Genomic DNA, 25,743 nt, shown 5'->3' with positions numbered 1-25,743 from the left:
CGCCGCGCGGGAATGGCGTTTGCTGCACCGGCACGATGCCGGCGCCCGTCGGCCAGGAGACCTGCATGACCACCCCGCCCCCCGCCGGCCCGGCGCAGCCCGGCCCGGCGGCCCCGCACGACGAGGGCCAACGCACCACCGGCGGCAGCAACTACGGCGACTACGTGCCGCCCCGTGTGCTGTCTCATCCCCCCGAGCCGCCCGAGCCCTGCGTGCCGCCGGACATCGCGCCCGACGACCCGGACTACGCCCTGTGGCAGGCGCGCCGCGCCCAGCGGGCGGCGCGCGCCGCCGCGACGCACGGCGTTACGCCGGCGCCGGATGCAGCGGCGTCCCAGGTCGGGGAGGAGGACCCGGGCAGCGCCGCCGACGAGAGCCAGCCGCGCTAAGCCGGCCCCGCCGGCCGCTCAGATGGCGCCGACGCTGCCAGTCACCGGCAGCACGATGCCGGTGACGTAGCCCGACATCACCGGCGAGGCGAGAAACACATAGGCGGGCGACAGCTCCTCGGGCTGGGCCGCACGCTTCATGTCGGACTGCTGGCCGAACTTGGCGACGTCCTCGGCCGGCGCATCGGCGGGATTGAGCGGTGTCCACACCGGGCCGGGCGCCACCGCGTTGACCCGGATGCCCTTGTCCAGCAGGTTGCTGGCGAGCGACTTGGTGAAGGCATGGATCGCCCCCTTCGTGGCCGCATAGTCGAGCAGGTGGGCGCTGCCGCGCAGGCCAACCACCGAGCCGGTGTTGATGATCGACGCGCCCTTCTTCAGGTGCGGCACCGCGGCGCGCGTCATCCGGAAGTAGCCGCCGATGTTGGTGTCCAGCGTCTCGTCGAGCCGCTCGTCGGTGATGTCCTCGATCGACTGCGCATGCTCCTGGAAGGCGGCGTTGTTCACCAGCACGTCCAGGCCGCCCAGTTCGTCCACGGTCCGCTGCACGGCCTGCCGGCAATAGGCGCTGTCCTTCACGTCGCCCGGGATCAGCAGGCAGCGGCGGCCCTCCGCCTCGATGCAGCGCCGGGTCTCCTGCGCGTCCTGCTCCTCGCCGGCGCCGAGGTAGGCCACGGCCACGTCGGCCCCCTCCCGCGCGAACAGCACCGCCACCGCACGGCCGATGCCGGAGTCGCCGCCGGTCACCAGCGCCACCAGGCCCTTGAGCTTGTTGCTGCCTTCGTAGCCGGGCGCGGTGAACCGCGGCGCCAGGTCGAGCTCGGCCTCGCTGCCGGGCTTGTCGATGTGCTGGGCCGGCAGGTCGACGGGCTGCTCCCGGGCGCCGGCCTGCACGGCGCCAGGCGCCTTGCCATCGCCATCGGGCTGGCGCTCGTCCTTGCGGTCCTGCTGGCGCTGGATCTGCCGCTGCTGCTCGGCGGTGGCTTGGGGATCGCTGGGGGTGTTCATGCGGATGCTCCTTGGAGACTGTGTTTTCCAGCCCTGGGATGGCAACCGCCGTTCCCGGCGCGCAGCGTTCAGGCGTCGACGATCATCTGGAAGCCGCCGTAGATCATGCGCCGGGCGTCGAACGGCCTGGGCTCGGTGCCGGCCTGCAGGCGCGGATCGGCCATCGCCAGCTTCATGCCCTCGTCGCGCACGGCGCGCGACGGCCAGGTGATCCAGGCGAAGACCACCGTCTCGCCCGGCTCGCGCTTGACCGCCATGGGGAACGAGGTGAGCTTGCCTTCGGGCACGTCGTCGCCCCAGCATTCCACGACGCTGAGCGCGCCATGCTCCCTGAACACGACCGCGGCCTGCTCGGCACGCTGGCGGTAGGTCTCCCGGTTGGCGGTGGGCACGGCCGCCACGAATCCATCCACGTAGTTCATCGTCAGTCTCCTTGCAAGCGGTGTCGAAGGGAAGCGCCCCGCCGACACGACGATCGGCGGCACGCATCATCGACGCGGACGGCCGCCGCATGCGTAAGCAGACGCGCCGGCAGCGGCGGCCATCGGCGAATTCCGACAAGCAACTGCAGCCCGGTCCTATGCGACGCAGAAAAAATGCCGGGACGATGGAAGCCATTGCCACGCGCCGGAGTTCCCCATGCCCATGTGCAGTGCCTGCCACGGCCTGGAGCGCGAAGCCCATTCGCCCGCCCATGCTGCCCTGACGATCACCGACGCGCGAAAGCGCCCGGGTGGTCTGGCGCGCGGCGTGGTGTTCCGCTACCGTTGCGTGGCCTGCGGACTGGTCTGGAGCCGCGCGACGGACACCCGTACGCTGGAGAGCAGCTGGCTGACGCAGCGCACGGCATGATGGAGGAGACGCCATGGCTGCACCGGAGTTCATCGCGGTCTACAACTACCTCACCCGCCAGCGCCTGTCCGCGCGCAAGGCCACGCGCGAAGCCATCCAGTACGTGTTCCACGGCACCGTGCTCGACAGCACCGTCGAACTCGTGCACCGCGACGAGGTGAACAAGGACGGCGTCTACGTCGGCAGGCCGAGGTTCCCCGCGAAGAAGCAGGCCTGAGCGCGCGGCCGCCGGCACCGGGCGGCGCGCCGGGGTGTCCGGCGCGCGCCGCCTCAATGCGCGTGCATCGTGATGTGGCAGGCCTCGTCCTGCTGCCCGAAGCCGCCGAACAGGCACATGCGGCGCCAGGCACGCAGCGACTCGGCCCGGGCCGCCAGCGCCTGCGGCGTGCGGAACGGCGCGAGGATGTCGTCGACCGTGCGCGTCACCCCGTTCTTGATCACGTAGCGCACGTCGGCCGCGGCCTTCAGGTCCTGCAGCGGGTTGCCGTTGACGACGACCAGGTCGGCCAGCTTGCCGACCTCGACCGTGCCGAGGTCGGCATCGACGAAGCTCATGCGCGCGGCGTTGATGGTCACGTTCTGCAGCGCCCGGTGGTTCGTCGTCGCCATCCCCGAACCGCGCAGGTTCATGTGCAGGCCGATGCCTGGCGCGACCAGCGGCGAGTCGGTGCCGATCGCCAACAGGCCACCCGCATCCGCCACCTTCTGCGACTGCAGCGCGTCACGCCGGATCGTCGCGAGCGTCGTCTCGCTCGGCGCCGGCGTGGTCAGCAGGCCGTTGACGAAGTTCGGCGGCACCAGCAGCGCGAAGCGGTCGCCCGCCAGCACGGCCGGATCCTGGCCGACCAGCGCCATCGACGAGAACAGCGTGTCGACGACGTGGAAGTCCGTCTTCGCGTGCAGGTCCGCCGCGTCCTGGTAGGTGATGCCGCCCGGGGACTTGGCCCAGCCGTAGCCCATGCGCTGCGTGGCCGACAGGTGGGTGGTGCCGGCGATGCCCGCGGCCGAACCCGGCGCCAGCATGTGCGTGCCGGTCGGGATGCCGTAGTCCAGCGCCGCCTGCGCGATGCGGTTCATCACCGGGATCGGCGCTCGCACGTACGACTTCATGTAGTCGGTGCCCATCGCCACGGCCTTGGCGATCTCGCGGTCGGCCACCTCGGTGGTGCGCAGCGTGCGCGCGAAGCTGTAGAAGAGGCGGTTGCCTTCCCACAGCGGCGGCGAGACGAACACCCGCGGCCCCACCAACCGGCCGGCGTCGAGCGATTCGCGGATCTCGATGCTCTGGTGCAGCGGCCCCGCGACCGACTGCGTGCTGGTGATGCCGTAGGCCAGCATCAGCGCCGAGATCTGGCCGAACTGCCCGCCCTGGTAGAGCGTGAGCGGGTGGATGTGCGGATCCCACAGGCCGGGCATCACCGTCAGCCCGCTCGCGTCGACGTAGCGGTCGGCCGTGGTCTCCGAGCCGGCCTGGTGCGGCCGGATCGCGGTGATGCGGTTGCCGCTGATGACGATGTCGACGTCGGTCTGCAGCGTCTCGGTCTTGCCGTCCCACAGGCGGCCGGCGCGCACGATGGTGGTGGCCGGGCCGGTGGCCTGCTGCCAGTTCAGCGTCAGCGGCACCTCGGCCGCGCCGGTGCCGTCGGCTTTCACCGTCTTCAGCTTCGCGCCCGCCTTGTAGAGCAGGGTGCCCGAGTCGCCCGACCACGACGGCAGGTCGGCCGCCTCGGTGGTGATCGCCACCGGCGCGCCCGAGGGCCGGCCGTCGGCCGCGAGCGGCATCACGTGCAGCAGCGAATCCATGATGAACGCGACCTTGGTGCCGTCGGGCGACACCGCCGCCGCGCCCTCCTCGCGGTCGGAGATCTGCCGCGGTTCCTCGGCCACCGCGTGGAACGCGCCGGTCTTGGTGGCCAGGTCGATCACGCGCAGCTTGTTGTAGCCCTCGCGGAAGCGGTTGTTCTTGCGCTCGTTGTCGACCAGCACGATCTTGTCGCCGGCCGGCAGCCAGTACGGCGTGCTGACCTGCGAGCTGACCTGCGGGATCACAACCTCGGCGGTCTTGGAGGCGATGTCCCACAGCTCGAGCTGGCCCGAGCCGGTGGTGTAGGCGATGCGCGTGCCGTCGGGCGACATCATCGGCGTCACCATCGACTTCGCCGCGATCGCGCCCAGCCGCGTGCGCGCCTTGGTGGCCACCTCGACCCGGTCGATCGCCAGCGCGCCGGCGTTGCCCTTCTCGGACGAGAAGTACACCGCCGTGCCGTCGCGCGTCCATTGCGGGCTGCCATCGCGGTCGAGGTCGTCGGTCAGCCGCACCGGCGCCTGGCCGATGCGCATCACCCACACGTCGTTCAGCGCCACGAAGGCGATGCTCTGCCCGTCCGGCGACAGCGCCGGCGCGCTGATGCCCATCACGGGCTGCGCCGTGAGGCGGTCGAAACCGCGATCCTTCTTCTTGTCGAAGACCGGGCGCCGCACCGTGAGCTGGGCACTGAAGCCGATCTCGCTGCGGCTGCCGCCGGCCGCGTCGCGCAGCACCAGCTTGCCGTCGGCCGTGTAGAGCATGCGGCCGTCGGGCATCCAGCGCACCGGGAAGGTGAAGACGTCCTCCGTCCCGGAGACGGGGTTGCCGCCCACCGTCAGCACGCGTGCCGGCGTCTGGTAGACCAGGGCCGCGCCATCGGGCGTGTAGTTGGGCGCGATGCCCGGGCCCACCAGCGTGCGCGTGCCGCCCGTGGCCGGCACGGTGTAGAGGTTGTTGGCGTCGACGAAGGCGATCTGCTGGCCGTTGGGTGACACGACGGGGTTGCTCTCGGCGCCGGCGCCGGTGGTCACCTGCTGGTAGGCGCCGCTGGCCAGCGTGTAGCGCCAGATCTTGTACTGGCCGTCGTTGCTGCGGTCGGAAGAAAACACCAGCGCGCTGCCGTCCGGGGTCCACGCCGGTTCGCGGTCATCGTGGAAGCCGGTCGTCAGCTCCTTCAGGTTGCCGCCGTCGGGATCCACCGTCCACAGGTGGTAGTTGCCGTCGGGCGTGTAGTTCTGGAACACGATGGTCTTGCCGTCGGGCGACCATACCGGCGCGGTGGGCTCCACCGTCCACGGCGTGATGCGCCGGGCATCACCGCCGCTCGACGCGATGACCCACAGCGCGCCCTGTGCGGAGAACACGATGCGCCTGCCGTCGGGCGACGGGTACGCCGCCATGTTGGTGCCTTCGCGCAGCTCGATCGTCACGTCCTTCGTCGACCCCCGCAGGTCGCTCACCGCGCGGGGCTTGGGCGGGCCGTCGTCGCCGCCGTCGAAAGGACACCCCGCCAGCAATGCGGCGGCCGCCGCGCCGGCCATCCAGCCGTACCGTCTTCCCATGGTCATGTCTCCTCGTTCGTGGATGTCATTCCCTGAGGTTTTTGCGGACTATCCCGGCCGGCGCACCAGGATGCAGCATGGATAACCCGCCAGTGTTGCCGCGCTGTCGCCAAATTAACGTCTTGATACGCGGTACGCCGCGGATCGGTGCGGCGTGCACCGCGGCAGCGTCCTACGCACGCTGTTGGCCCTGGCTGACCAGGGGTGGCGTGTGCGGCCCGGAAGATGGCCCTGTTCACAGGGAGACAGGACATGCAGGACACCATCGTGCAACGAAGTGGCATTTCGCCGGCCCTGGCCGTGGCGGCCCCCACGGCCTCCGCCGTCTCCTGGGGCGCCGTGCTGGCGGGTGCCGCGGGCGCCGCGGCGCTGTCGATGATCCTGCTGATCCTCGGCACGGGCCTGGGGCTCTCGTCGGTGTCGCCATGGGCGGGCGAAGGCGCCTCGGCCGGGCGCATCGGCGCCTCCGCCATCCTGTGGCTCGCATTCACCCAGCTCGCCGCCTCGGGCATCGGCGGCTACCTGGCAGGCCGCCTGCGCACCCGCTGGACGGACACCGCCGCCGACGAGGTCTACTTCCGCGACACCGCCCACGGCTTCCTGGCCTGGGCCGTCGCGTCGCTTGCCACCGCGGCCCTGCTCACCTCGGTGATCGGATCGATCCTGAGCGGCGGCGCGCAGGCCGGCGCGGCGCTGGCGGGTGCCGGCGCCGCCGGTGCCGCCACGGCCGCGGCCAATGCGCCGGACGACGGCGCGCAGGATGCGCGCTACGTCGCCGACACGCTGTTCCGCCGCGACCCGGCGTCGCCGGCGCCGGTGCCCGCTGCGCAGGAAGCGGAAGCCACGCTGTCGGAGGCGACGAGGATCCTGCAGCGCGGCGCCCTCGGCGACGCCCTGCCGCCCGCGGACAGGACCTATCTCGGCCAACTGGTCGCCCAGCGCACCGGCCTGGCCCAGGCCGACGCGGACCAGCGCGTGGCCGCCGCCTTCACGCAGCTGCAGGCCGACCGGGAGCGCGTGCGCACGGCCGCCAAGGAGGCCGCCGACAACGCCCGCCGCGCCTCGGCCTACGCCGCGTTGTGGTTCTTCGTGTCGCTGCTGGCCGGCGCCTTCTTCGCCAGCCTGATGGCGACCTACGGCGGACGGCGCCGCGACCTGCCCTGACGCCGCCGCCCACCCCCATCGACCTGGAGACTCCCCATGCGATCCCTGCTCCTGCTGCTGCTCGGCGTGCCGCTGCCCATCGTGATCCTGATCGCCCTGTTCACCTGACGCTGCCATGGACACCACCCCGGCGGCGGCCCCCACCCGCGACCCGTTGACGCACGGCAGCTGCGACCTGCCCGACGTCCGCATCGATGGGTACAGCCTCGACATCGAGGACGAAGACGGCCAGGTCGGCGACCGGGCGAGCCAGACAGCGTTCCGCGAGCTGCTCACCGAATGGCGGGAGCGGCTGGAGAAGGCGGGGCGGGATCCCCTGGGCCCGACGCCGAGCGAGGAGATGAGCAAGAGCGAACTCGACCGCCTTGCGCGCGAAGGCGACACCGAGGCGGTGCGCACCATCTCGCTGGCGGTGGTCGATTTTTCGGAGCAGCTCAGCCACGTCGTGCAGCGCCTGCGGCAGCACCCGAGCTGGAAGGGTGTCGAGGGCATCGTCGTCGGCGGCGGATTCAAGGAAAGCGACATCGGCCGCCTGGCGATCCGGCAGGCGGGGCACCGGCTGGCCTACGAGGGTGTCGACCTCTGGATGCGGCCGATCCACCATGCGGCCGACGACGCCGGGCTGGTCGGCGGGCTGCACCTGATCCCGCACCTCGCCGAGGCCGATGCGGGCGGACTGCTGGCCGTGGACATCGGCGGCACCAACGTGCGCTGCGGCGTGGTGGTGTACGACGGCACCGAACGCGCCCACCTGGCCAAGGCACGTGTCGTGGAACGCGAGAAGTGGCGCCATGCCGACGACGACCCGCAGCAGAACGACCTGGTCGAGGGCATCGTCGGAATGCTCAAGCGCCTGATCCGCTATGCCGAGGGCGAGGGCATCGCGTTGGCGCCCTTCATCAGCGTGGCCTGCCCGGGCGTGATCCTCTCGCACGGCGCGATCGAGCGCGGCGCCCACAACCTGCCCGGCGACTGGCACCGCGCCAGCTTCCACCTGCCGCGCCGGCTCCAGGAGAACATTCCCGTCATCGGCGGCCACGAGACCGCCGTGGTCATGCACAACGACGCCGTCGTGCAGGGCCTGAGCGAGTTGCCCTTCCTCGACGACGCCGAGCGCTGGGCCGTGCTGACCATCGGCACCGGCCTCGGCAATGCCAGCTACACCACCCGCCGGAGGTCCTGAGATGCCCCGCACCCCCCAAACCCCGCCGCCCGCCGACGACAAGGCGGCCAACGACTGGATGGCAGAGCGCATGAACGACACCGGCGCAGGCGCCGCGCCTGCGCCGGGCACCGCCCTGCCGACCCACCAACGCCCGAGCACGCACCGCGGCAAGGCCGAGGAGGCCAAGCGCGGTTCGCACAACTGATCCACCCGGGCCCTGGCCGGCGTGCGGCAAGTTTTGCCGCAGGTCCGGCGGCGCCCTCTCAACGGATGGCTGCCATGCAACAGACTCCCACGCCCGCCGGCCCTCCGCCGCCGCGCCGCGACGACGAGACCGCGGTGCCCGAGCGGCAGACGCAGGACGACCCCGATGACGACACCGTCGCGGACGCGCCTGACGAGTCGCCGCCCGAACCGGGGCGCGACAGCATCGAAACACCGTGACGGCCGCCAAGCGCCACGGCCCCTAGGTTGGACGTACCCATTGGCATCCCCCTTGCTCCGAACTCTCCATGGACACCCTGCACACCCCCTCCTCCCCTGCGGCCCATCCTGTTGTCGTGCAAGAGCTGCTCGCCGCGCCCCCGGCCGGTGCGGACGAATGGATGACGGATGCGCTGCGGCAGGCGATCGCCAACGTCAACGCATGGCACTGGGAACACGAGCAGCTGCGGCTGCAGTCCATGTCCGCGCCGTTGTCCTGACGCCGGTCAGGGCGGCGGGGGCGCCCTGCCCCAGGCGACGCTCGCACTGGCCTGTGCGTCCATGATCCATTCCGCCGAAGACCTCCACACCGCCCCCCGCGGCGAAGAGCGCGCCCGGGGCGAGGCCCTCGCCACGGGGCTGCTGCCCTTTGGCGTGTGGGCGCTGCAGTTCGCGCTGAGCTGCCTGATCACCGGCATGGTGTGCACCGATGCGGAGGCGGGCCGACCGGCGGAGGATGCCGCGGGCCTGATCCGGGTGCTGGGCGGCATTTCCTTGGCCGCGCTGGCTGCATCCACCGCGCTGGCTGTGCATGCAGGCCGGCGCCTGCGGGCCTCGCCACGCGGGCTGCTGCCCCTCACGCGGGCCGCGGGGGCGGCGTTTGCACTGCTGGCCGTGCTCTGGACGGCGGCCCCGCTGCTGCTGCTGGAGGGCATGTGCCCGGCCGGCCCGCAGTCGATGCCGGACAGCAGCGCCGGCCCCGCGCGCTGACGGCGGGGCCGCGGCGCCTCAACGCGCGGGCCGATCCTGCGTCTGCAGTTCGTCGTCGTCCGCGGCGGTGCGCAGGGGATCGGTCACGGCCTTACCCAGCGACTCCAGCACGCCGTCGTCGTCCTTCTGGCGGGGACGGCCCGGCGGCGTGTCTTCTGGACGCCGCGCATCGGCGTCCGGCGGGCGGGGCTCGGAGCGAGCGGGGGTCAACGGGACGGGGCGTTCGGTCTTCATGGGGGGCTTCTCCTTCAGAGCGCCCATCGTGCGACGACCCTGGCCCGCCGCACAGCGGGCCAGGGTCGCAAACGGCCGTGCGGCATGTCCTACGGCGGCCGGTCACGGCCACGAGGTCTCGCCCATCGGCAGCACCATGATCTCGGGAACCACCGTGCCCTCGGGCTGCAGCAGCACGAAGCGCACCGCCCGGGCGACGTGGAGCGGGTCCTGCAGCCCGTCGGGATCGGCCTGGGCCACGCGGTCGAGCGCGAAGGGCGTGCGCATGCCGCCGGCCAACACCGCGCACACCTTGATGCCCTGCGGGCGCAGTTCCGCATGCAGCGCATGCGACAGGCCCAGCAGGCCCCACTGCGTGGCCTGGTAGGCGCTGGCGTTGGGCCAGGCGCGCTTGGACGCCGTGGACAGCACGTTGACGATGTGGCCGCCGCGGCCTTCGCGCGCCATCACCCGCAGCACATGCTTGGCGACGAGGAAGGGCCCGCAGAGGTTGGTCCGCAACACCCGGTCCCAGTCGGACACGCTGAGTTCGTGCAGCGGCAGCGGCACGTCGACCGCCGCGTTGTTCACGACGATGTCGATGCCGCCGAAGGTGGCGTCGACGTGCTCCATCAGCGCCTGCACCTGCTCGTCGTCGCCGACGTCGACCAGGTGCGCCTCGCAATCGATGCCGTGCGCGCGCAGCTGCAGCGCGCGTTCCTGCGCCCGGTCCAACGACAGGTCGCCGATCACGACGCGCGCGCCGTCGCGGCCGAGCACCTCGGCGATCGCGGCCCCGAGTCCCCGCGAGCCGCCGGTGACGATGACCACCTTGCCGCTCAGCGGCGCGGTACCGGCAGCTTGCGTATCCATGGCGTGCGGCCTCGCGGCTTCTGGAGGGACGAAGCCGAGCGGCAATGCCCATGCCCGCGGGCGTGCGCACCTGCGCCGCCTTGCTGCACAGTACGGCCGCATGGTCCCGCCCTCCCCTGCCCGCCCGCGTCGGGCCGACCCGGTCCTCGCCTGGTTCTTCGTGCTGGTGTGGGGCTCGGGCTACCTGGCCAGCAAGATCGGCCTGCAGTACGCCGCGCCGTTCACGTTCCTGGCACTGCGCTTCCTGTTCGGCCTCGTCTGCCTGCTGCCGTGGCTGCTGCTGTCGCGGCCGCGCTGGCCGCGCGGCCGTGCCGAGTGGTTCCATGTCGGCGTGGCCGGGCTCTTGATGCACGCCGTCAACCTCGGCGGCAGCCACCATGCGCAATACCTCGGCCTGTCGGCCGGCATCACCGCGCTGCTGCTGGCCACGCAGCCGCTGCTCACCGCGTTGATCGCCCACCGCTTCATGCGGCAACGGCTGGGCGGTCGGCAGTGGCTGGGCGTGCTGGCCGCCCTGCTCGGGGTGGCGCTCGTGGTCTGGCACAAGGTGGACGTGCAGGCGGTGCCCACCGGCGCGTTCGCCGCGGTGCTGGTGTCGCTGGCGGCCATCACGGCCGGCACGCTCTACCAGCGGCGCTACTGCCCGCAGGCCGACCTGCGCAGCGCGAGCTTCGTGCAGCTCGCGCTGTCGGCGGCGGCGCTGACGCCGCTGGCCTGGGGCCTCGAAGGCTTCGTGGTGCGCTGGAGCTGGGCGCTCGCGGGGTCGGTGCTCTTTCTCGTGGTCTTCGCGTCGATCCTGGCGGTCAATGCGCTGCACCTGCTGATGCGGCGCGGCCATGCCACGCAGGTGACGAGCCTGCTGTTCCTCACCCCGATCGTCGCCGTGCTGCTGGAGTGGGCGTTGTTCGGGGTGGTGCCCACGCCGCTGGGCGCGCTGGGCATCGCGGTGACCTGCGCCGGCGTGGCGCTGGTGTCGTCGAACGGCGCGCGGCCGCCCTGAACCGGCCGCTGCCGCCGCGCCGCAGGTTCAGGGCCGCAATGCCGCGGCGTACAGCGCGGTGGTCGACGGCGCGGCGTGGCCGAGGCGGTGCTGGGTGGTGCCGAGGGGCACGCCGCGCGCCAGCGCCTGCAGCGCGTGCGTGTGGCGCAGCCAGTGGGTGCTGGCGCGCCGCAGCCGGTCGGCGTCCGCGGTGTCGCCGCGGGCGCGGCACGCCTGTGCGCACCGCCTGAAGAGCGTCTTGAACTGGTCGTACAGCGTCTGGGGGGCGATGCCCTGGCGGGGATCGATGTTGCGGCCAGCGGCCAGGCCCGGGGCCCGCACCTCCATGTCGGTGGCGTGGCCGAGCAGGTAGGCATCGGCGCTGCCGGGGTGCAGCGGGTCGGCCGGCAGCCCGCGCAGGACGAGGGAGCGCCGCAGCACCTCCCCCAGCGCGGGCGGCAGCAGCAGATCGCGTCCCCGGTGGCCCGGACCGGCCACGTGCAGCCACAACGTGTCCGGCGCCTGCGCGGCGCGCAGATCGCGCAGGCGCACTGCGACTGCCTCGGCCAGCCGCAGGCCCGTCGACTGCAGCAGCAGCCAGGCCAGGCGCAGCCGCAGCGCCGCGGCGCTGTCGGGCAGCAGGTGCAGGCGGTGCTCGATCGCCAGCCGCTGCGAAGGCGACAGGCTGCGCGCCGCATCGAGCGCGGGCCGGCGCACGCAGCCCGCGGCCGCGCCGTGCCAGGGGTTGCCCGCCAGGTGCCCCTGCTCCTCGAGAAAACCGTAGAGGTTGCGCAGGATGGTGACGGTCTGCCGCCGCGCCGCGGGCGACAGCGGCCCCTCGAAGGGCCGCCACAGCGGCGACCAGCGCGGATGGTGCCGCGGTCCGCACCAGGTGTCGCGCGGCTGGGGATTGGCGACGAAGGCGAGGTAGGCCGCCGCATCGGCCTGCGCGACCGACGACAGCGCGACACCGCGCTCGAGCACCGCCCAGAGCAGGAAGCGTTCCGCCTCTCTGCGGTAGGCCCGGCGGGTGTGCGGCGAGGCCTGCGATTTGGCAGCCAGCCAGGCCTGCAGCGCCTCGCGGTCGGCCAAGGCGCCGAGCCGGGACTCGCCCGCCGGCCGGCGGAAGCGGCCCTGCCGCCCGTCGAGGGCGGCGGGAACGACGAACTTCTCGAGCGGCCGCACCGCGGTCGCCGGCACGACGAGCGCGGCCTGGGCGGCACGCCGGCCTGGCCCGGCAGGGGCCTGCGCGTGCGGCGCGTCGTCCGCCGGCGACAGGAAGGCCGCTTCCTGGAGCGCGGGCCGCAGCAGCGCCAGCCCGAGCACGGCTTCGTGCTCGCGCAGCCAGGCCTCGACGCGCCGGGCCTTGACGCGGCCGACCCCCCTGACGGACGACCACCAGCGCCCCGGCGCGCCGTTGATCCGGTCGACCAGCCGCAGCAGGGTCGTCAGCCCCGCCGAGGCCAGGCGCGCAGCGATCTGCGGGGGCAGCCAGGCTTCGACGGCGTCGGCCGGGCGCGGCGGCTGCGCGGCCAGGGTTTCGAGCCAGCGCAACGCCTCGAGCTGCCGCTCGACCAGCCTGGCCCGCCGCCCCTGCCGCGCGGCGGCGCGGCCGTGGGCAGCCTCGTAGGCCTCGACCTGTTCGGCCTCGGAGAAGTCTTCCAGGCCCCGCTCTGCCGCAAAGGCTTCCAGGCTCGGCAGGCTGGCGTCATCGTCGGGAACCCGGCTGAGATCGACCAGCACCAGGCGCGCGATACCGTGACGCCGCTCGCGGCGCGCGGCGGCGGCAAAGGCGTCCCGGATCCATTGCACCGTGGCCCGCATACCCGCCTGATCTGCGAGCGCACCGCCCGCTTCCTGCGGGTGCAGGTAGCGCAGCCAGCTCTCCCGCAGCGGCACGCCCTGCACCAGCGCGCGCATGAACGCGAAGTGGCTCGCACCCAGCTGCAGCGGCCGCAGTGAGGGCGTGGGGCGCGAAGAGGCGTCGGCAGAGGGGGAAAAGAAAGAAGAAGGCATGCAGCCTGCAAATCGGCAGTTTTGTCGCCGTGATTTTTGGTGGTTGATTACTGAATTTGGATTCTAGGCGAGCTTCGAGGCAGCGTTCAGCTCGTCCAGCGGGCTGCGCGTGGGCGCCGCAGAGCTGGGACGGTCGAGCTGCACGGTGTGGAGGACGGTGCGGGTAGCCGGCCTACGGCGCCATCGGAGGTATGCGTGGCGCGAGCGACGCCGATCATGCCCATCACCCCAGCACCCAGCGCGCACACGCAGCCTCGCGGTGGTCGGCAGAGCCATGGCCGCACCGCTTGAGCACATTCGGAGCGGGCCCGGCTGCTGCGCCGCGCACGCCGAGGCCGGGGCAGGCGTCACGCTGGGCCAAGCCGGAGTCAGTCTCCCGTGGAGAGTTTTCAGGAACCGACTTCTCGCCGGTTCAGCGTCTGGCAGGAACATCGGCGGCCGGCGACGCGTGCCGTGTCTGTTTAAAGTTGGACGGACCTCCGCACGTTCGGCCGGCACATCGGCCCGCCCAAGCCTTGCGCCCCCCGTAGCCAGGGTCGATGTGTTGGGAATTGCGGCACTACGGGCACCTGGGGGCGACATCGGGTGTCACTGCCGGCGCCAACGGGCCGTTCGAACACTCAAATGCACACGGCAGGCGTGCTCAGCGGCGACACAGCCCTGCTCGCCCAAGCCAGGCCTGCACTGCGCCCTACTGCCGGGGGTCCAGCCTATCAAGCTCCGCATAGGCCCATCGGGCGAAGTGCCGCTGCAAGCGGAGACTTTTCAGGAGGCCGCTTGACGCTTTGGTGACGCCTGGACAAAAAAAGGGGGTTGGACCGTCCAACCCCCTTTGCCTGCGGTTCGCCTGCGTTGCGAGCAACGTCAGGTACAGGGAAAAGCCTCCAGCAGCGAATCAGGAAGCACGCGGCACACCAAGGAACTCCGCCAGCGCCGAAGCCAACGCCGCCCGCTGCTGTGGATCCAGCGGGCGCTCAAAACGCACTACCGTCCGGCCTTGTTCGTCGGTGGTGATGACGGCCACCCTGCCGCCCAGCGCGTTGTGCACAGCAATGTCTTCCGCTTGTGCAACGGGACGGGCGTCGTCCTGGTCCAGCAAGCGGGCCAGCACCTGCTTGGCCCCGAGGGCTTCGGTACGGGCCGCCAGCGCCTTGGCACGCGCCAGCAGTCCGTCCGGATCTTTCTGCTGCGCATCGTTCAACAGCTTTGCCCAGCGGAACTGCAGATCGAGCGGCGAAGCGAATGCGTCGACGACCGCCTTCGGCAGGCGCGCCAGAGACAAGGCCTTGCCCACATCGCCGAGGTCTCGCCCGATGGCCGCCGCCAGTTGGCGGTTCGATGCATACAGGCCGGCGTCCAGGGCCCGGGCATACATCATTCCCTGCTCCCAGGCGGACAGATCCTTGCGCGCGCGGTTCTCGCGCTCCATTGCAACGAACAGTGCCTGCTCGTCGACCGCCTCGACCATCGACAACACGGGAAGGCCCAGTTCCAAACACGCCCGGTGGCGGCGGTGTCCGAAGACGATCTCATACAGCGGCTCGCCCGCATCGCTGGGGGGGTTGGACGGTCCAACCCCCTCGGCCGCGCGCCGCGGCGTTTCGATCGGCCTCACCTTGATCGGCTGCACATTGCCGCCGGCCGCAGAGATTTCTTCCTTCAGCGCAGCGAAATCCGGCCCCTCGAAAGACGCCGCGTGCCGGTTGGCCCAGGCCGAAGGGCGGATCAACCGAGGGTCCAGCGACCGCACCGGCAACGCCCCCTCATAGCGCGAAAGTTCTTCCCGCAAAGTCTCCGCCTCCTTGATGGCGGTCGACTGCGCGGTCATGAAATGGAGCATCGAGCCGGGCGCGGTTTTCGCGCGCACATCCTCGGTAGGCTTCGGCGCCGGCTCCTTCGGCGCCGCCATCGGCATCTGGATCAACCCTGCCTTTTCGAACAGCTTCTTCGCCATCACCGCACTCCTGCACCCGTCGGCACGCCGACGCCTGTCTGTTCAGCCACCTGGCGCCGCCATACCCCCCAGACGGAGCGCTCGATGTGCGACACGAAGGTGTCGTACGCGTCGCGGGCGCGTTTGAAGGTCTTCGCGCTCCCGTCGTAGCGCGCGATGTCGTACACCGTGCCGAACTCCGCGCTGGTGGTGGCCGCCACGGCCGTCTTGGGAATCTCCACCGGCAGCAGCTTCTCGGCGTAGGTTTGTCCGATCCACTGGCGCACGATGTTGCTGGCGGCGTCCGACGAATCGACCCGCGCCAGCAGCACGTGGATGAAGTCGAATTCCTTCGTCAAACCCCGCTTGGTGAGCAGCTCGGATGTCAGGTCCGCGAACAGGCTCCAGAACTGCGATGCCGACGCAAAATCCAGCGCGTTGGGCGGCAGCGGCATGATGATGCCGTTCGAAGCCATGAAGGCGTTGATCGTGGTGTAGGACAGCGCGGGCGGCGTGTCGATCACGATTACGTCGTAATCGCCCCGCACATCGTCGATGCCGAGGTCGAGTACCCGCCAGAACTCGAAGCCCGGCTCTTGCGTCTGCCGCGCCGGCAGCGCGAACTCGGCACCGAACAGCATCGGCGCCGCGGCGACGAGGTCGATCCCGTCCCAGTAGGTCGGCCGGATCGCATAGCGGATCGAGGTCTCCGAGCCCATCGTCAGCGGCAGGATGGTGTCGTCCTCTTCCACCTCGGTATCCGGCAGGATGCCGAACAGCGTGGTCAACGACCCCTGCGGATCCGTGTCGATCACCAGCACCTTGTGGCCGAGCAGCGTCAGGCCCTGTGCCAGGGTCACCGCGGTGGTGGTCTTGGACACGCCGCCCTTGAAGTTGCCGATGGCGATCGTCACCGCCTCGCCACCGGCCGGGCGCAACCACTCCTTGCGGTACTCGCGGATCCAAGTCCGCGCCTCGGCGAGGCTGAACTCCCGGCGGCTGCCCGCATCGTTGAGCCGGCCGGCGGGCAGGTCCCCCCGGGTGATGCGGTGGCTGAGCGACCCCTTCTCGATACCCACCATCGCCGCCAGCTGGCTCAGGTTGAACACGGGGGGCGACTTCCGCGCGGTGGGCGCGAGCATCGCAGTGCGGATCTCCCCCATCATCGCCACGGCGCGGTCCGCCTGGTCTCGGATGCCATCCAACGGAATAGGCCGGGGGGGCTTGATAGTCATGTGGTCCAACAGAACGCTCCTGGTTTCACGAACTTGGCTAGCTTGACGATAGTTCGTTTCAGGAACCGATTCTGTCAACGAGGGAGCCGCTTGGAAAGCAAAAGATGCCCGATGGTCTCATTCGCCCTGGACTGGGGGCAAGTTCCACCGGCGCCCCGGGGGTTTAACAGATTCCTTACCCTTCAACTCCTTTAATTCTTTAGCGCCGAAAATATCCTTTAAAAACAATAGCTTGGTCATGTCCAGGTGAGTGGATTCGGTAGCATGCGGAGACTTTTCGGGACACGGCGGCAGGGTGAACAGGAGGCCTGCGGAGCGTTTTCAGGAGCGCCCGGAGGGGCTACGGGAGGACGGCGCAGAGGCTCCTTTGCAGGGTCCCGCAGCCCTTCGGACACCGCAGTAAGGGCGTGCAAAGCCCCGAAAACCCTCCGCCGCATGCCGCAGGGCGCGGCACAGGTGAGACTTTTCGGGGCGCTTGGCCACTGGCGGCCAAGGGTTCATGTGAGGGTTTTCAGGAAGCAGGCGCTTGAGGCTGCTGCGGCTTTGATGTGAGGTGCCGTACTCACATCAGCGCGTCTCCGCTAAAGTGGCGGGCATGACGTCCGAGCTCCTCCTGACCTCGCCGGCGCCGGCCGCCGAGGGCATGCCGGAAAGCCCGGCCACCCCGCCGCCCCGGCGGGCCCTGCGTGCGCGCTCGCCGGCCGTCGCCGACATCGCCGTGCCGCTGCGCAAGCCGGTCAACACGCTCGCCATCGTGCCGAAGTCGCAGCGCATCACCTCGCTCGGGCGCAAGAGCTACAACGTGCTGCTCTTCGAGGCCCAGTCGCAGGGGCTCGACAAGGACGTCTTCAGCGCCCCCCTCGAACGCATCATCCGCGGCGTCGATTTCGACTCCAACGACCAGGAGCTGATCAAGAAGCACCTGCGCGCGATGGTGTCCACGACGGTCGAATGGCAGTCGCCCACCACCGGCGAGGGCATGAGCTGGAACGTCAGCGGCCTGCTCGCCCACGCGCGGCTCAGCAAGGTGCGCGGGCAGGTGTGGGTCGAGTGGTCGTACGCGGTCAACCTGAAGCAGGAGCTGCTGCAGCCCACGGTGTTCGCGCGCCTGTCGCTGGAGATCATCTCGCAGCTGCGCTCGCACGCCGGCATCGCGCTCTACGAGATCTGCTCGCGCTACAAGGACATCGGCCGCACCTCGCGCCAAGCCTGGGCCTGGTGGCGCCCCGTGCTCAGCGGACGCCCGGAGAGCGAGAAGACCGCCAAGCTCGAGTACCGCATCTTCAAGCGCGACACGCTGAAGCCTGCGATCGCCGAGGTGTGCGCGATCACCGACATCGACGTCGAGCTGGTCGAGCACAAGGCGGGCCGCTTCGTGTCCGAACTGCAGTTCCTGATCCACCCGAAGGCGCGTGCGGTGATGCCGGCGCGCCAGCCGCCCGAGCCGGTGGACCTCGGCGCCGTCACGCAGGCGCGGGCGCTGGGCATCGACGACGCGCGGGCCGAGGAGCTGATCGAGGCCTACGGCATGCCGTCCTTCATGGCCGGCCTGGAAGCCTTGCGCAAGCGGCTGGAGACGGCCTTCCCCGAACCGCTGCGCGACCCGTTCCGCTACCTGAAGGCGCTGCTGTCGGGCGAAGCCACCACCCGCGCCGCGAAGGCTGCGGCCGAACGCCACGATCCGCCGCCCGACGCGCCGGCCCCCGCCCGCAGCGACGAGGACCGCGCCGCGCAGGCCCGGCGCGAAGCCCGCTGGACCGAGGCGTGGATGCGCCAGCGCCGCGAGCACATCGTGCGCGACATCGCCGCGCTCTCGCCCGAGGAGCAGTCCCGGCTGTCGCACGCGCTGCTGGAGGACATGGAGGCCCGCCAGGTGCATCCGTCGATCCGCAAGCGGCTGCAGACCAGCGGCTGGCAGCACGCCCTGGTGGTGGCGGAGATGATCCGGTTCTATGCGGTGGGCGCCATCGGCGACGACTGGGACCGGCCGACGACCGAGCAGCTGCTGGCCATCGCCGCGCAGCTGGGCGACGGACCGGCGCAGCGCTGAGCGGACGGCGCACGCCGCCGGGCGCGGCTCAGCGCGGCCCGCTGCGCTCAAGTCCCGCGGCGGCGCGGTCGATACAGGGTCATCGTCCCCCGGCCGCTGGTTGGCCGGGCGGACCCCTCGCAGGACCCCCATGCCTTTTCCCTCCGCACCGGCGCCGCGACCGCGGCCGGCACTGCACTGGCTGGCCGCCACCCGCCAGTCGGCGGCGGCGATTGGCCTGTCGGGCTTCGTGCTGGCGACGCTCTGGGTCGCGGTGGCCTACGAGCTTCGGCGCGATGAACGCGAGACGGTCGAACGCACCGAGCGCAGTCTCGCCAACCTGACGCGGGCCTTCTCCGAGCACACGGCCAAGACGCTCGAGGGAGCCGACATGGCGCTGCGCTACACGCGAGCCGAGGCGCTCGCGCAGGGGCCCGCCTTCGACATCGGGGCATTCCAGGCGCGCAACATCGTCGGCCCCGAGTACCACCTGCTGTCGGTGGCCGGGCCGGACGGCCGCGTTGTCCACTCCACGCAGCCCTTCCAGCAGGTCGACCTGAGCGACCGTGACCATTTCCGCGTGCACCGGCAATCCAGCGAGGACCGCCTCTTCGTCAGCAAGCCGGTGCTCGGCCGCGTGTCCGGCAAGTGGTCGATCCAGCTCACGCGCAGGATCGAGGGCCCCGGCGGCCACTTCGACGGCGTGGTCGTGCTGTCGCTGTCGCCCGACTACCTGGCGCGCTTCTACGGCAGCGTCGACCTGGGCGGCCAGGGCGCCATCGCGCTGGTCGGCACCGACGGCGTCGTGCGCGCGAGCGCCGGGCCCGACGGGCCGGCGGACTTCCGCGATGTCTCCTCGAGCCCGCTGTTCCGCGACGCGCTGGCCCGCGGCAGCGGCACCCTGCGGGCCGTCAGCCCGATCGACGGCGTCGACCGCTTGTGGGCGTTCCGGCGGCTCGATCCCTACGGGCTGATCGTGATGGCCGGCACCGGCGCCGAGGACGCGCTCGCGGGCGTGCAGGCCCTGCGCGGCAACATGCTGCTCGCCGCCGCGCTGGTCACCGCCATCGTGCTGGGCTTCCTCGTGCTGCTGGTGCGGCGCACCCGGGAGCAGCTGGGGCTGATGGCCGCGCTCGATGCGGGCCGCGAGGCCGCCCAGGCCGCCAGCCGGATCAAGACGCGCTTCCTCGCCTCCGTCTCGCACGAGCTGCGCACCCCGCTCAACGGCATCCTGGGTTTTGCAGAGACCCTGCGCGACACCGGCGGCGATCCCGAGGCCCGCGAGTTCGGCGGGGCGATCCACCGCAGCGCGGCCCAGCTGCACCGGCTGGTCGACACCATCCTCGACCTCGTGAAGATCGAGACCGGGCGCATGACGGTCGTGCCCGGGGCCGTCCGGGTCGAGGAGCTGCTGCGCAGCGTGCACGGGGCGCAGGCCGCCGAAGCGCAGGCGCGCGGCCTGCGGCTGTGGCTCGCGCTGCAGCCGGGCTGCCCGGCCATGCTGCAGACCGACGCGCGCCACCTGCGCCAGGTGCTGGAGCGGCTGGTGGACAACGCCGTCAAGTTCACCGGCGAAGGCGAGGTGTCGATCCTCGCGCGCGGCGACGCCGCCGGCGCGCTGGTCATCGAGGTGGGCGACACCGGCCCCGGCATTCCCCCCGGCAAGCTGGCCACGATCTTCGAGCCGTTCGACTCGGCGATGGGCTCGTTCCAGCACGCGCTGCAGGGCGCCGGCCTCGGCCTGCCGCTGGCGCAGGCGCTGGCGCGCCTGCTGGGCGGCACGCTGACCCTGCGATCCCAACCGGGGCAGGGCACGACCGCGACGCTGTGCCTGCCCGCCGCGGCCCCGGCCGCACGTTCGCTCCCCCCGAAGGAAGAGCTTTTGCATGAATGACCCCCGACACGCCCTGGTCGTCGACGACAACCAGCTCAACAGCCAGCTCGTGGCCATGTTCCTGCGCCGGCTCGGCTGGCAGGCCGACATCGTCGATGCCGGCCAGGCCGCGCTCGCCCGGCTCGCGCAGCGCGCCTACGACCTGGTGCTGCTGGACCTGCGCATGCCCCAGATGGGCGGCGAGCAGGTGTGCCGCCGCATCCGGGAGACCCCGGCCCTGGCGGCGCTGCCCGTCGTCGCCTACACCGCCCACAGCATGCCCGAGGAGCGCGAGCGCATCCTCGCGGCCGGCTTCAACGGGCTGCTGATCAAGCCGATCTCGTTCCAGGACGTCCGGCAGCTCTGCCATGGACTCTGACGCCGGCCCGCCCGCGGCCCCCGACGCGGCCGACGCGGCGGTGGTCTGGGTCGCGGTCAGCGAGCCCGAGGTGGCCGGCGACGTGGCCCGTGCGCTGGCCGATGCCGGCCGGCCGCCGGCGGCCGTCGTGCACGACGTGGCCGGCGTGCAGCGCCTGCTGGCGCAGCGCGCGCCGCCGGCGCTGCTGGTGATGGGCCTGCGCTTCGCCGACGGCGATGGCTTCCAGCTGATGCGGCTGCTGGCCCGCCGCGCCCGCGCCCCGGCGGTCTTCATCCTGAGCCGGCAGCAGCGGGCGGTCATCAAGACGGCCAGCAGCCTTGCCGAAAGCTGCGGGCTGCCGCTGGCCGGCGCCGCGGAGCTGCCCGCGCAGGCCGATGCCATCGTGCGCAGCGTGCTTGCGTACCGGCCCGACGTGCAGCGGCCCGCGCCGCCGGTGCGGCCGGAGCTGTCGCGGGACGAACTGCTGTCGCTCTTCGACCGCGATGTGCTGCAGCCCTGGATGCAGCCGAAATGGCGGCTGGCGACCGGCGAGATCGTCGGCTTCGAGGCGCTGATGCGGGCACACGACGCCGAAGGCCGCCTGGTGATGCCCGACCGGCTGGTCGCCGCGCTGGGCCGCCACCAGCTGCTCGACGAGGCGACGCTGCACATGGCGCGCCGCACGGTCGACTTTGTCGCCAGCTGCCTGGCCGAAGGGATGGCGATCAGCGCCTCGATCAACGTCTCGATGCAGTCGCTGTCGAACTTCTCGTTCTGCCAGGAGCTGGCTGCGGCCGTCGACCAGGCGGGGGTCGATCCGAGCTGGATCACCATCGAGATCACCGAGACGGATGCGATGGCCGACCTGGCCTCGGTGATCGAGAACACCGGGCGCATCCGCATGCTCGGCTTCAACCTCGCGATCGACGATTTCGGCACCGCCTATTCCAGCCTGTTCCAGCTGTCGCGCATCCCCTTCTCGGAGTTGAAGATCGAACGGGCGTTCGTCACCGGCATCGCGGCCGACCGCGGCAAGCAGGGCATCGTGAAGGCCTGCGCCATGCTGGGTGCGTCGCTGGGCCTGCACGTCGTCGCCGAGGGCGTGGAGACGCTGGAGGAACTGCAGTGGATCCGCGACGCCGGCTGCACCGAGGTGCAGGGCTACCTCGTGTCGCGGCCGATGCCGGCCGGCCGGGCGCTCGACTGGCTGCGCGGCCTGCCCGACCAGCGCTTCGAGCTGCCCGTCTCAGGTTGAACGGCGCAGCACGCCCTGCAGCGCCAGCAGCAGGCCTTCGCACAACACGGCCGCGCGCCGCGGGCGCTGGGCCTTCAGCTCCGCCTCCACCTGCGCCGCCATCTCGCCGAGCCGCGGCTGGCCGAACGAGCCCGCCGTGCCGTGCAGCGTGTGGGCGACGCGGCCGAGGGTGTGCCAGTCGTCGCTGCGCAGCGCCGCGCGGATCGCCTCGATCTGCGCCGGCAGCCCGGCGCGGAAGGCGGCCGTGAGCTGGGCCATCTCCTGCTCGAAGTCGTCGGCCTCGCCGCCGTCGCCGACGGCGGCGCCCAGGTGGCGCGACACCACGTCGTAGAAGCGCTCGCGGTCGACCGGCTTGGCCAGCACGTCGCTGCAGCCTGCCTCGCGGTAGCGCTGCACGTCGGCCTTCATCACGTTGGCGGTCAGGGCGACGATAGGTGTGCGGCAATGGGCCGCCCGCAGCCGGCGGGTGGCGGCCTCCCCGTCCATCACGGGCATCTGCATGTCCATCAGGATCAGGTCGAATTCCTGGCGCAGCGCCGCATCCACCGCCTCGCTGCCGTTGCCCACGACGGTGACGGCCAGGCCCGCCTGGCGCAGGAAGGCCGTCAGCAGGCGCTGGTTGTCGGGCCCGTCCTCGGCCAACAGGATGCGGCCGGCCAGGTCGGGCACGGCCGTCGTCGTCAGCGCGAAATCGCCGCGCCCGTAGTCGAGCAGGTCGCCTTCCAGCGTCAGCAGCTGCGCACGCGGCGGGGCGGCCGGCAGCGGCAGCACCAGGTGGAAGCGGCTGCCCCGGTGCGGCTCGCTCTCCACGTGGATGCTGGCGCCCAGCAGCGCCGCCAGCTGCTGGGAGATGTAGAGCCCCAGACCGGTGCCGCCGAACTTGCGCGTGGTCGTCACGTCCGCCTGCGTGAACGGCTGGAACAGCCGCGCCAGCTGGGCGGCGTTCATGCCGATGCCGGTGTCGACCACGGTGAAGCGCACCGCAGGCACCTCGGGCAGGTATTCCAGCTCCAGGGTGACGCTGCCGCGCTGCGTGAACTTGATGGCGTTGCTCAGGAAGTTGAGCAGGATCTGCTTCAGCCGGACCGGGTCGGTGCGCAGCGTCGGCGGCAGCGGCAGCCGGGGCACCACGCTGAACTCCAGCGAGCGCTCCGCGGCGCGGCCCGCGGCCAGCGCGTTCAGGTCGCGCAGCAGCACCGGCAGCGGCACGTCGATGCGTTCGACGTCGACCTGCTGCGTCTCGATCTTGGCCAGGTCGAGGATGTCGTTGATGACCTCGAGCAGGTGGCGGCCGTTGCGGATGATGGTCTGCAGCGCCTCGTTGCGGTCGACCGGCCCGGCCCCCGGCTGCATCAGCAGTTCCGCAAAGCCGATGATGGAGGTCAGCGGCGTGCGGATCTCGTGGCTCATGTTGGCCAGGAAGGCGCTCTTCGCGTTGCTGGCCGACAAGGCCAGGTCGCGCGCGGCGCGAAGCTCCTGCGTGCGCTCGCCGATGGCCTGCTCACGCTCGGCCGCCAGGCGCTCCAGCTGCGCCTGCGCGGCCTCCAGCGCCTGCTCGGCCTGTTTGCGCGCCGCGCGCTCGATGGCCAGGCGGCGCTCGAGCGCGTCGATCAGCGGCTTCAACGCCGGGCTCCCGCGCGCGGGAGCGCGGAAGGGGCGGGCAGGGGGTGGGAGTGCACGATGCGTAGGCTATCGGCGCACCCGCGCCCCGGCTTGAGGCGCCACGACGCCGGGCGTGCGGCGTCTTCAGCGGTTGCGCGACAGCGCCACCAGCAGGCCCGCCACCGCGCCCACGGCCGCCGCCACGCCGATGGCGGCGTACGGATGGCTGTGCACCTGGTCGTCGATGGCACGCGCCGCATGGCGGGCGCGGTGGATGGCGGCCTCTTCCAGTTCATCGAGCTGCACGCGGGTGCGGCGCAGGCGGGAGGCCAGCCGGTCGCGCAGCGCCTGCACCTCGGCGTCGCCTTGCTTCAGCCCGGATTTCAGCAGCGCATCCGCTTCGTCGACCGCATGGCGCAGGCCCTCGGTGATGCGGTCCTGGATGGCGTGTTCCTTGGAAATTTCGGTCATGTCGACTCCTGGTGTGTCGGTGCGGGCGGGGCCGGGCCCCAGATCCGCACTGTAGGCCCGCAGCGGACGCCGCGGGGGGCTCTTGTGACCTGCCGGCATGGCCTTCGTTCCATCGCGCGGCGGCACCTCAACGGGCCAGCGCCCGCCAGCGCACGGCCAGGTCGCCGGGGGCGGGGGGACGGACGCCGGGCACTTCGAGCGCGCGGCCGTGCTCGGCCGGCGTCAGCGGCTCGGCGATGGCGGCCAGCCGGGCGAGCACGGTTTCGTCGGCTTCCGAGGCATCGCCCCCGCGCGCCTGCCGCTCGCGCAGGCGCTGCCGCAGCACGCCGGTGGGCGCATCGCAATCGACGATGGCCAGGGGCACCCCCAGCGCGGCGGCCAGCGAGGCGAAGGCGTCGCGTTCGGCGGCGCGCAGGAACGCGGCATCCACGATCACCGGCCAGCCCGCCTGCAGGCCGATGCGCGCCAGCGCCAGCAGCCGCTCGTAGGTGCGGGTGTTGCTCGCGCTGCAGTAGATGCCCGGCGCCCGGCCCTGCGACGACGCCAGCGCGTGCAGGCCGTGCAGCCGCTTGCGCTCGACGTCGGAGCGCAGCCGCACCGCACCGGCGGCTTCGAGCATGCCCTGTGCGACGAAGCTCTTGCCCGAGCCCGGCAGCCCGTGGGTGATCGCCAGCCGCGCATCGGCGCTCTGCAGGATGCGCAGGGCCAGCGCCAGGTAGCGGGCCGGCCCCGGCCCGGGCGCGGCGATGCCGCCGGCCGGTGCCATCGCGGCGACCTGGGCGCGCACCAGCGCACGCGCCACCAGGTAGCAGCGCAGCACGGGCAGGCCCTCGTGGTCGCCGCTCGCGTCGAGGTAGGCGTTGAGGAAGCGGAAGGCCAGCGCGTCGGCGCCGTGCGCCATCAGGTCCATCACGACGAAGGCGATGTCGTGCAGCACGTCGATCCAGCGCAGCGCGGGATCGAAGTCGATGCCGTCGAAGGCGGTCGATGCGCCGTCCCCGTCCACCACGATGAGGTTCGCGAGGTGCAGGTCGCCATGGCCCTCGCGCACCCGGCCCGAGCGCAGGCGCTGTTCGAACACCGGCGCCAGCGCGGCGAGCTCGCGCTGCAGCCAGCCGCGGACGGCGGGCCAGGCCGCGGCGTCGGCCCGCCGGTCGTCGGGCAGGGCGGCCTGCCACGCGTCGAGCGCATCGGCCACGCGGCCGGCCACCGCCGACAGCACCGCCGGCGTGCCGTACGGCCCGCCGGCCGGCGCCGCGGCGGCCGCGTCGTGGAAATCGGCGAGGCGCTGCGCCAGCCGGTCGGCGTGCGCCGGCCCCAGCGTGCCGGCGGCGATGCGCGCCGTCCACAGCGCGTCGGGCGCAAAGCGCCGCATTCGCACGGCCACGTCCACCACCGGGCCGGGGCCGTCCCCGAGCGCCGGGCCCGCAGGGGTCTCGTGCACCTCGTCGACGCCGAGGTACAGCGTGGGCGCGAGCCGGCGGTTCAGGCGCAGCTCCTCCTCGCAGCACTGCCGGCGCCGGGCCAGCGTGGCGCAGTCGATGAACGGCAGCCGCAGCGGCTTCTTCAGCTTGTACGCATGCGACGGCGTGAGCAGCACCCACGAGATGTGCGTCTCGACCAGCGCCACCGGCCCGCCCTCGCGCGCGGCGAGCCAGGCCCGCAGCGACTCGGCGCGGGCGGCGGCGGCCGACAGGTCGGCGGGGGCAGGGGGCGCGGACATCGACCGATGTTGCCCCCGGGCTCGGCGGGGCGGCTTGTCCGG

The 25,743-nt window shown here is 71.9% G+C and carries 25 protein-coding genes; 14 read left to right on the top strand and 11 right to left on the bottom strand.

Going from position 1 to position 25,743, the window contains the following annotated elements; translation table 11 throughout:
• The first annotated feature begins 65 nt into the window (after window positions 1-65).
• Window positions 66-389 carry a hypothetical protein gene (locus V4F39_RS03325; RefSeq protein WP_332287837.1) on the top strand — a complete coding sequence of 108 codons (324 nt, stop codon included), beginning with the start codon at window positions 66-68 and terminating at the stop codon, window positions 387-389.
• An 18-nt stretch (window positions 390-407) separates the two neighbouring features.
• Here V4F39_RS03325 and V4F39_RS03320 read toward each other — a convergent pair whose 3' ends face one another.
• Both V4F39_RS03320 and V4F39_RS03315 read right to left on the bottom strand, forming a co-directional pair.
• Window positions 408-1,397: an SDR family oxidoreductase gene (locus V4F39_RS03320; protein ID WP_332287836.1), complete on the bottom strand. Its 990-nt coding sequence runs from the start codon at window positions 1,395-1,397 to the stop codon at window positions 408-410.
• 68 nt (window positions 1,398-1,465) lie between these two features.
• A complete protein-coding gene (locus V4F39_RS03315) occupies window positions 1,466-1,819 on the bottom strand; it encodes a DUF1428 domain-containing protein (RefSeq protein WP_332287835.1) in 354 nt (117 codons plus the stop codon).
• Between the two features lie 217 nt (window positions 1,820-2,036).
• Here V4F39_RS03315 and V4F39_RS03310 point away from each other — a divergent pair, with 217 nt between their 5' ends.
• Together V4F39_RS03310 and V4F39_RS03305 are read left to right on the top strand one after the other, a co-directional pair.
• Window positions 2,037-2,249 carry a hypothetical protein gene (locus V4F39_RS03310; RefSeq protein WP_332287834.1) on the top strand — a complete coding sequence of 71 codons (213 nt, stop codon included), beginning with the start codon at window positions 2,037-2,039 and terminating at the stop codon, window positions 2,247-2,249.
• A gap of 13 nt (window positions 2,250-2,262) precedes the next feature.
• Window positions 2,263-2,466 carry a hypothetical protein gene (locus V4F39_RS03305; RefSeq protein ID WP_332287833.1) on the top strand — a complete coding sequence of 68 codons (204 nt, stop codon included), beginning with the start codon at window positions 2,263-2,265 and terminating at the stop codon, window positions 2,464-2,466.
• Window positions 2,467-2,519: 53 nt separating this feature from the next.
• On the opposite strand, the gene V4F39_RS03300 is transcribed toward V4F39_RS03305, so the two are convergent.
• Window positions 2,520-5,618: an amidohydrolase family protein gene (locus V4F39_RS03300; protein ID WP_332287832.1), complete on the bottom strand. Its 3,099-nt coding sequence runs from the start codon at window positions 5,616-5,618 to the stop codon at window positions 2,520-2,522.
• A 252-nt stretch (window positions 5,619-5,870) separates the two neighbouring features.
• Here V4F39_RS03300 and V4F39_RS03295 point away from each other — a divergent pair, with 252 nt between their 5' ends.
• The 6 genes from V4F39_RS03295 to V4F39_RS03270 all read left to right on the top strand — a co-directional run bounded on the left by V4F39_RS03295 (window position 5,871) and on the right by V4F39_RS03270 (window position 9,141).
• A complete protein-coding gene (locus V4F39_RS03295; RefSeq protein WP_332287831.1) occupies window positions 5,871-6,782 on the top strand; it encodes a hypothetical protein in 912 nt (303 codons plus the stop codon).
• A 115-nt stretch (window positions 6,783-6,897) separates the two neighbouring features.
• A complete protein-coding gene (locus tag V4F39_RS03290; protein WP_332287830.1) occupies window positions 6,898-7,965 on the top strand; it encodes an ROK family protein in 1,068 nt (355 codons plus the stop codon).
• A gap of 1 nt (window position 7,966) precedes the next feature.
• Window positions 7,967-8,152: a hypothetical protein gene (locus tag V4F39_RS03285; protein WP_332287829.1), complete on the top strand. Its 186-nt coding sequence runs from the start codon at window positions 7,967-7,969 to the stop codon at window positions 8,150-8,152.
• A 74-nt stretch (window positions 8,153-8,226) separates the two neighbouring features.
• On the top strand, window positions 8,227-8,391 hold the full coding sequence (locus V4F39_RS03280) for a hypothetical protein (protein ID WP_332287828.1): 165 nt from the start codon (window positions 8,227-8,229) through the stop codon (window positions 8,389-8,391).
• A 68-nt stretch (window positions 8,392-8,459) separates the two neighbouring features.
• Window positions 8,460-8,651 carry a hypothetical protein gene (locus V4F39_RS03275; protein WP_332287827.1) on the top strand — a complete coding sequence of 64 codons (192 nt, stop codon included), beginning with the start codon at window positions 8,460-8,462 and terminating at the stop codon, window positions 8,649-8,651.
• Between the two features lie 61 nt (window positions 8,652-8,712).
• On the top strand, window positions 8,713-9,141 hold the full coding sequence (locus V4F39_RS03270; RefSeq protein WP_332287826.1) for a hypothetical protein: 429 nt from the start codon (window positions 8,713-8,715) through the stop codon (window positions 9,139-9,141).
• A gap of 18 nt (window positions 9,142-9,159) precedes the next feature.
• Here V4F39_RS03270 and V4F39_RS03265 read toward each other — a convergent pair whose 3' ends face one another.
• Window positions 9,160-9,375 carry a hypothetical protein gene (locus V4F39_RS03265; protein WP_332287824.1) on the bottom strand — a complete coding sequence of 72 codons (216 nt, stop codon included), beginning with the start codon at window positions 9,373-9,375 and terminating at the stop codon, window positions 9,160-9,162.
• A 102-nt stretch (window positions 9,376-9,477) separates the two neighbouring features.
• Window positions 9,478-10,227 carry an SDR family oxidoreductase gene (locus tag V4F39_RS03260; RefSeq protein ID WP_332287823.1) on the bottom strand — a complete coding sequence of 250 codons (750 nt, stop codon included), beginning with the start codon at window positions 10,225-10,227 and terminating at the stop codon, window positions 9,478-9,480.
• 100 nt (window positions 10,228-10,327) lie between these two features.
• Between V4F39_RS03260 and V4F39_RS03255 the strand changes: the two genes are divergently transcribed.
• A complete protein-coding gene (locus V4F39_RS03255) occupies window positions 10,328-11,227 on the top strand; it encodes a DMT family transporter (protein WP_332287822.1) in 900 nt (299 codons plus the stop codon).
• A gap of 27 nt (window positions 11,228-11,254) precedes the next feature.
• Here the strand turns inward: V4F39_RS03255 and V4F39_RS03250 are convergent, their stop codons facing one another.
• The 3 genes from V4F39_RS03250 to V4F39_RS03240 all read right to left on the bottom strand — a co-directional run bounded on the left by V4F39_RS03250 (window position 11,255) and on the right by V4F39_RS03240 (window position 16,468).
• Window positions 11,255-13,222 (bottom strand): phage integrase family protein, encoded by a 1,968-nt coding sequence (locus V4F39_RS03250; RefSeq protein WP_332287821.1) that lies wholly within the window; start codon window positions 13,220-13,222, stop codon window positions 11,255-11,257.
• An 895-nt stretch (window positions 13,223-14,117) separates the two neighbouring features.
• A complete protein-coding gene (locus V4F39_RS03245; protein ID WP_332287820.1) occupies window positions 14,118-15,176 on the bottom strand; it encodes a ParB/RepB/Spo0J family partition protein in 1,059 nt (352 codons plus the stop codon).
• Complete coding sequence (locus V4F39_RS03240) at window positions 15,176-16,468, bottom strand: AAA family ATPase (protein WP_332287818.1); 1,293 nt, start codon at window positions 16,466-16,468, stop codon at window positions 15,176-15,178. The genes V4F39_RS03245 and V4F39_RS03240 overlap by 1 nt, the downstream gene beginning before the upstream one ends.
• A gap of 517 nt (window positions 16,469-16,985) precedes the next feature.
• Here V4F39_RS03240 and V4F39_RS03235 point away from each other — a divergent pair.
• The 4 genes from V4F39_RS03235 to V4F39_RS03220 all read left to right on the top strand — a co-directional run bounded on the left by V4F39_RS03235 (window position 16,986) and on the right by V4F39_RS03220 (window position 21,905).
• The gene (locus V4F39_RS03235; protein ID WP_332287816.1) at window positions 16,986-18,440 is read left to right on the top strand and encodes a replication initiation protein; all 1,455 of its coding nucleotides are present in this window, start codon (window positions 16,986-16,988) and stop codon (window positions 18,438-18,440) included.
• A 130-nt stretch (window positions 18,441-18,570) separates the two neighbouring features.
• On the top strand, window positions 18,571-20,313 hold the full coding sequence (locus V4F39_RS03230; protein WP_332287814.1) for a sensor histidine kinase: 1,743 nt from the start codon (window positions 18,571-18,573) through the stop codon (window positions 20,311-20,313).
• A complete protein-coding gene (locus tag V4F39_RS03225) occupies window positions 20,306-20,671 on the top strand; it encodes a response regulator (protein ID WP_332287813.1) in 366 nt (121 codons plus the stop codon). Before V4F39_RS03230 ends, V4F39_RS03225 begins: the two co-directional genes overlap by 8 nt.
• Window positions 20,661-21,905, top strand: coding sequence for an EAL domain-containing response regulator (locus tag V4F39_RS03220; RefSeq protein WP_332287812.1), 1,245 nt, complete (start codon window positions 20,661-20,663; stop codon window positions 21,903-21,905). The genes V4F39_RS03225 and V4F39_RS03220 overlap by 11 nt, the downstream gene beginning before the upstream one ends.
• Here the strand turns inward: V4F39_RS03220 and V4F39_RS03215 are convergent.
• The 3 genes from V4F39_RS03215 to V4F39_RS03205 form a co-directional block, all read right to left on the bottom strand.
• Window positions 21,897-23,528: an ATP-binding protein gene (locus V4F39_RS03215; RefSeq protein WP_332287811.1), complete on the bottom strand. Its 1,632-nt coding sequence runs from the start codon at window positions 23,526-23,528 to the stop codon at window positions 21,897-21,899. The two genes, V4F39_RS03220 and V4F39_RS03215, sit on opposite strands and share 9 nt — an antisense overlap.
• A 123-nt stretch (window positions 23,529-23,651) precedes the next feature.
• On the bottom strand, window positions 23,652-23,978 hold the full coding sequence (locus V4F39_RS03210) for a glycine zipper domain-containing protein (protein WP_332287809.1): 327 nt from the start codon (window positions 23,976-23,978) through the stop codon (window positions 23,652-23,654).
• A 127-nt stretch (window positions 23,979-24,105) separates the two neighbouring features.
• The gene (locus V4F39_RS03205; protein WP_332287808.1) at window positions 24,106-25,701 is read right to left on the bottom strand and encodes a bifunctional aminoglycoside phosphotransferase/ATP-binding protein; all 1,596 of its coding nucleotides are present in this window, start codon (window positions 25,699-25,701) and stop codon (window positions 24,106-24,108) included.
• Between the last annotated feature and the right edge of the window lie 42 nt (window positions 25,702-25,743).

Source organism: Aquincola agrisoli, assembly GCF_036621135.1.
In the GTDB taxonomy this organism is placed as follows: Bacteria; Pseudomonadota; Gammaproteobacteria; order Burkholderiales; family Burkholderiaceae_C; genus Aquincola; species Aquincola agrisoli.
Note: the sequence above shows the minus strand (reverse complement) of the source record. Positions and strands in the feature narration are given on the sequence as shown.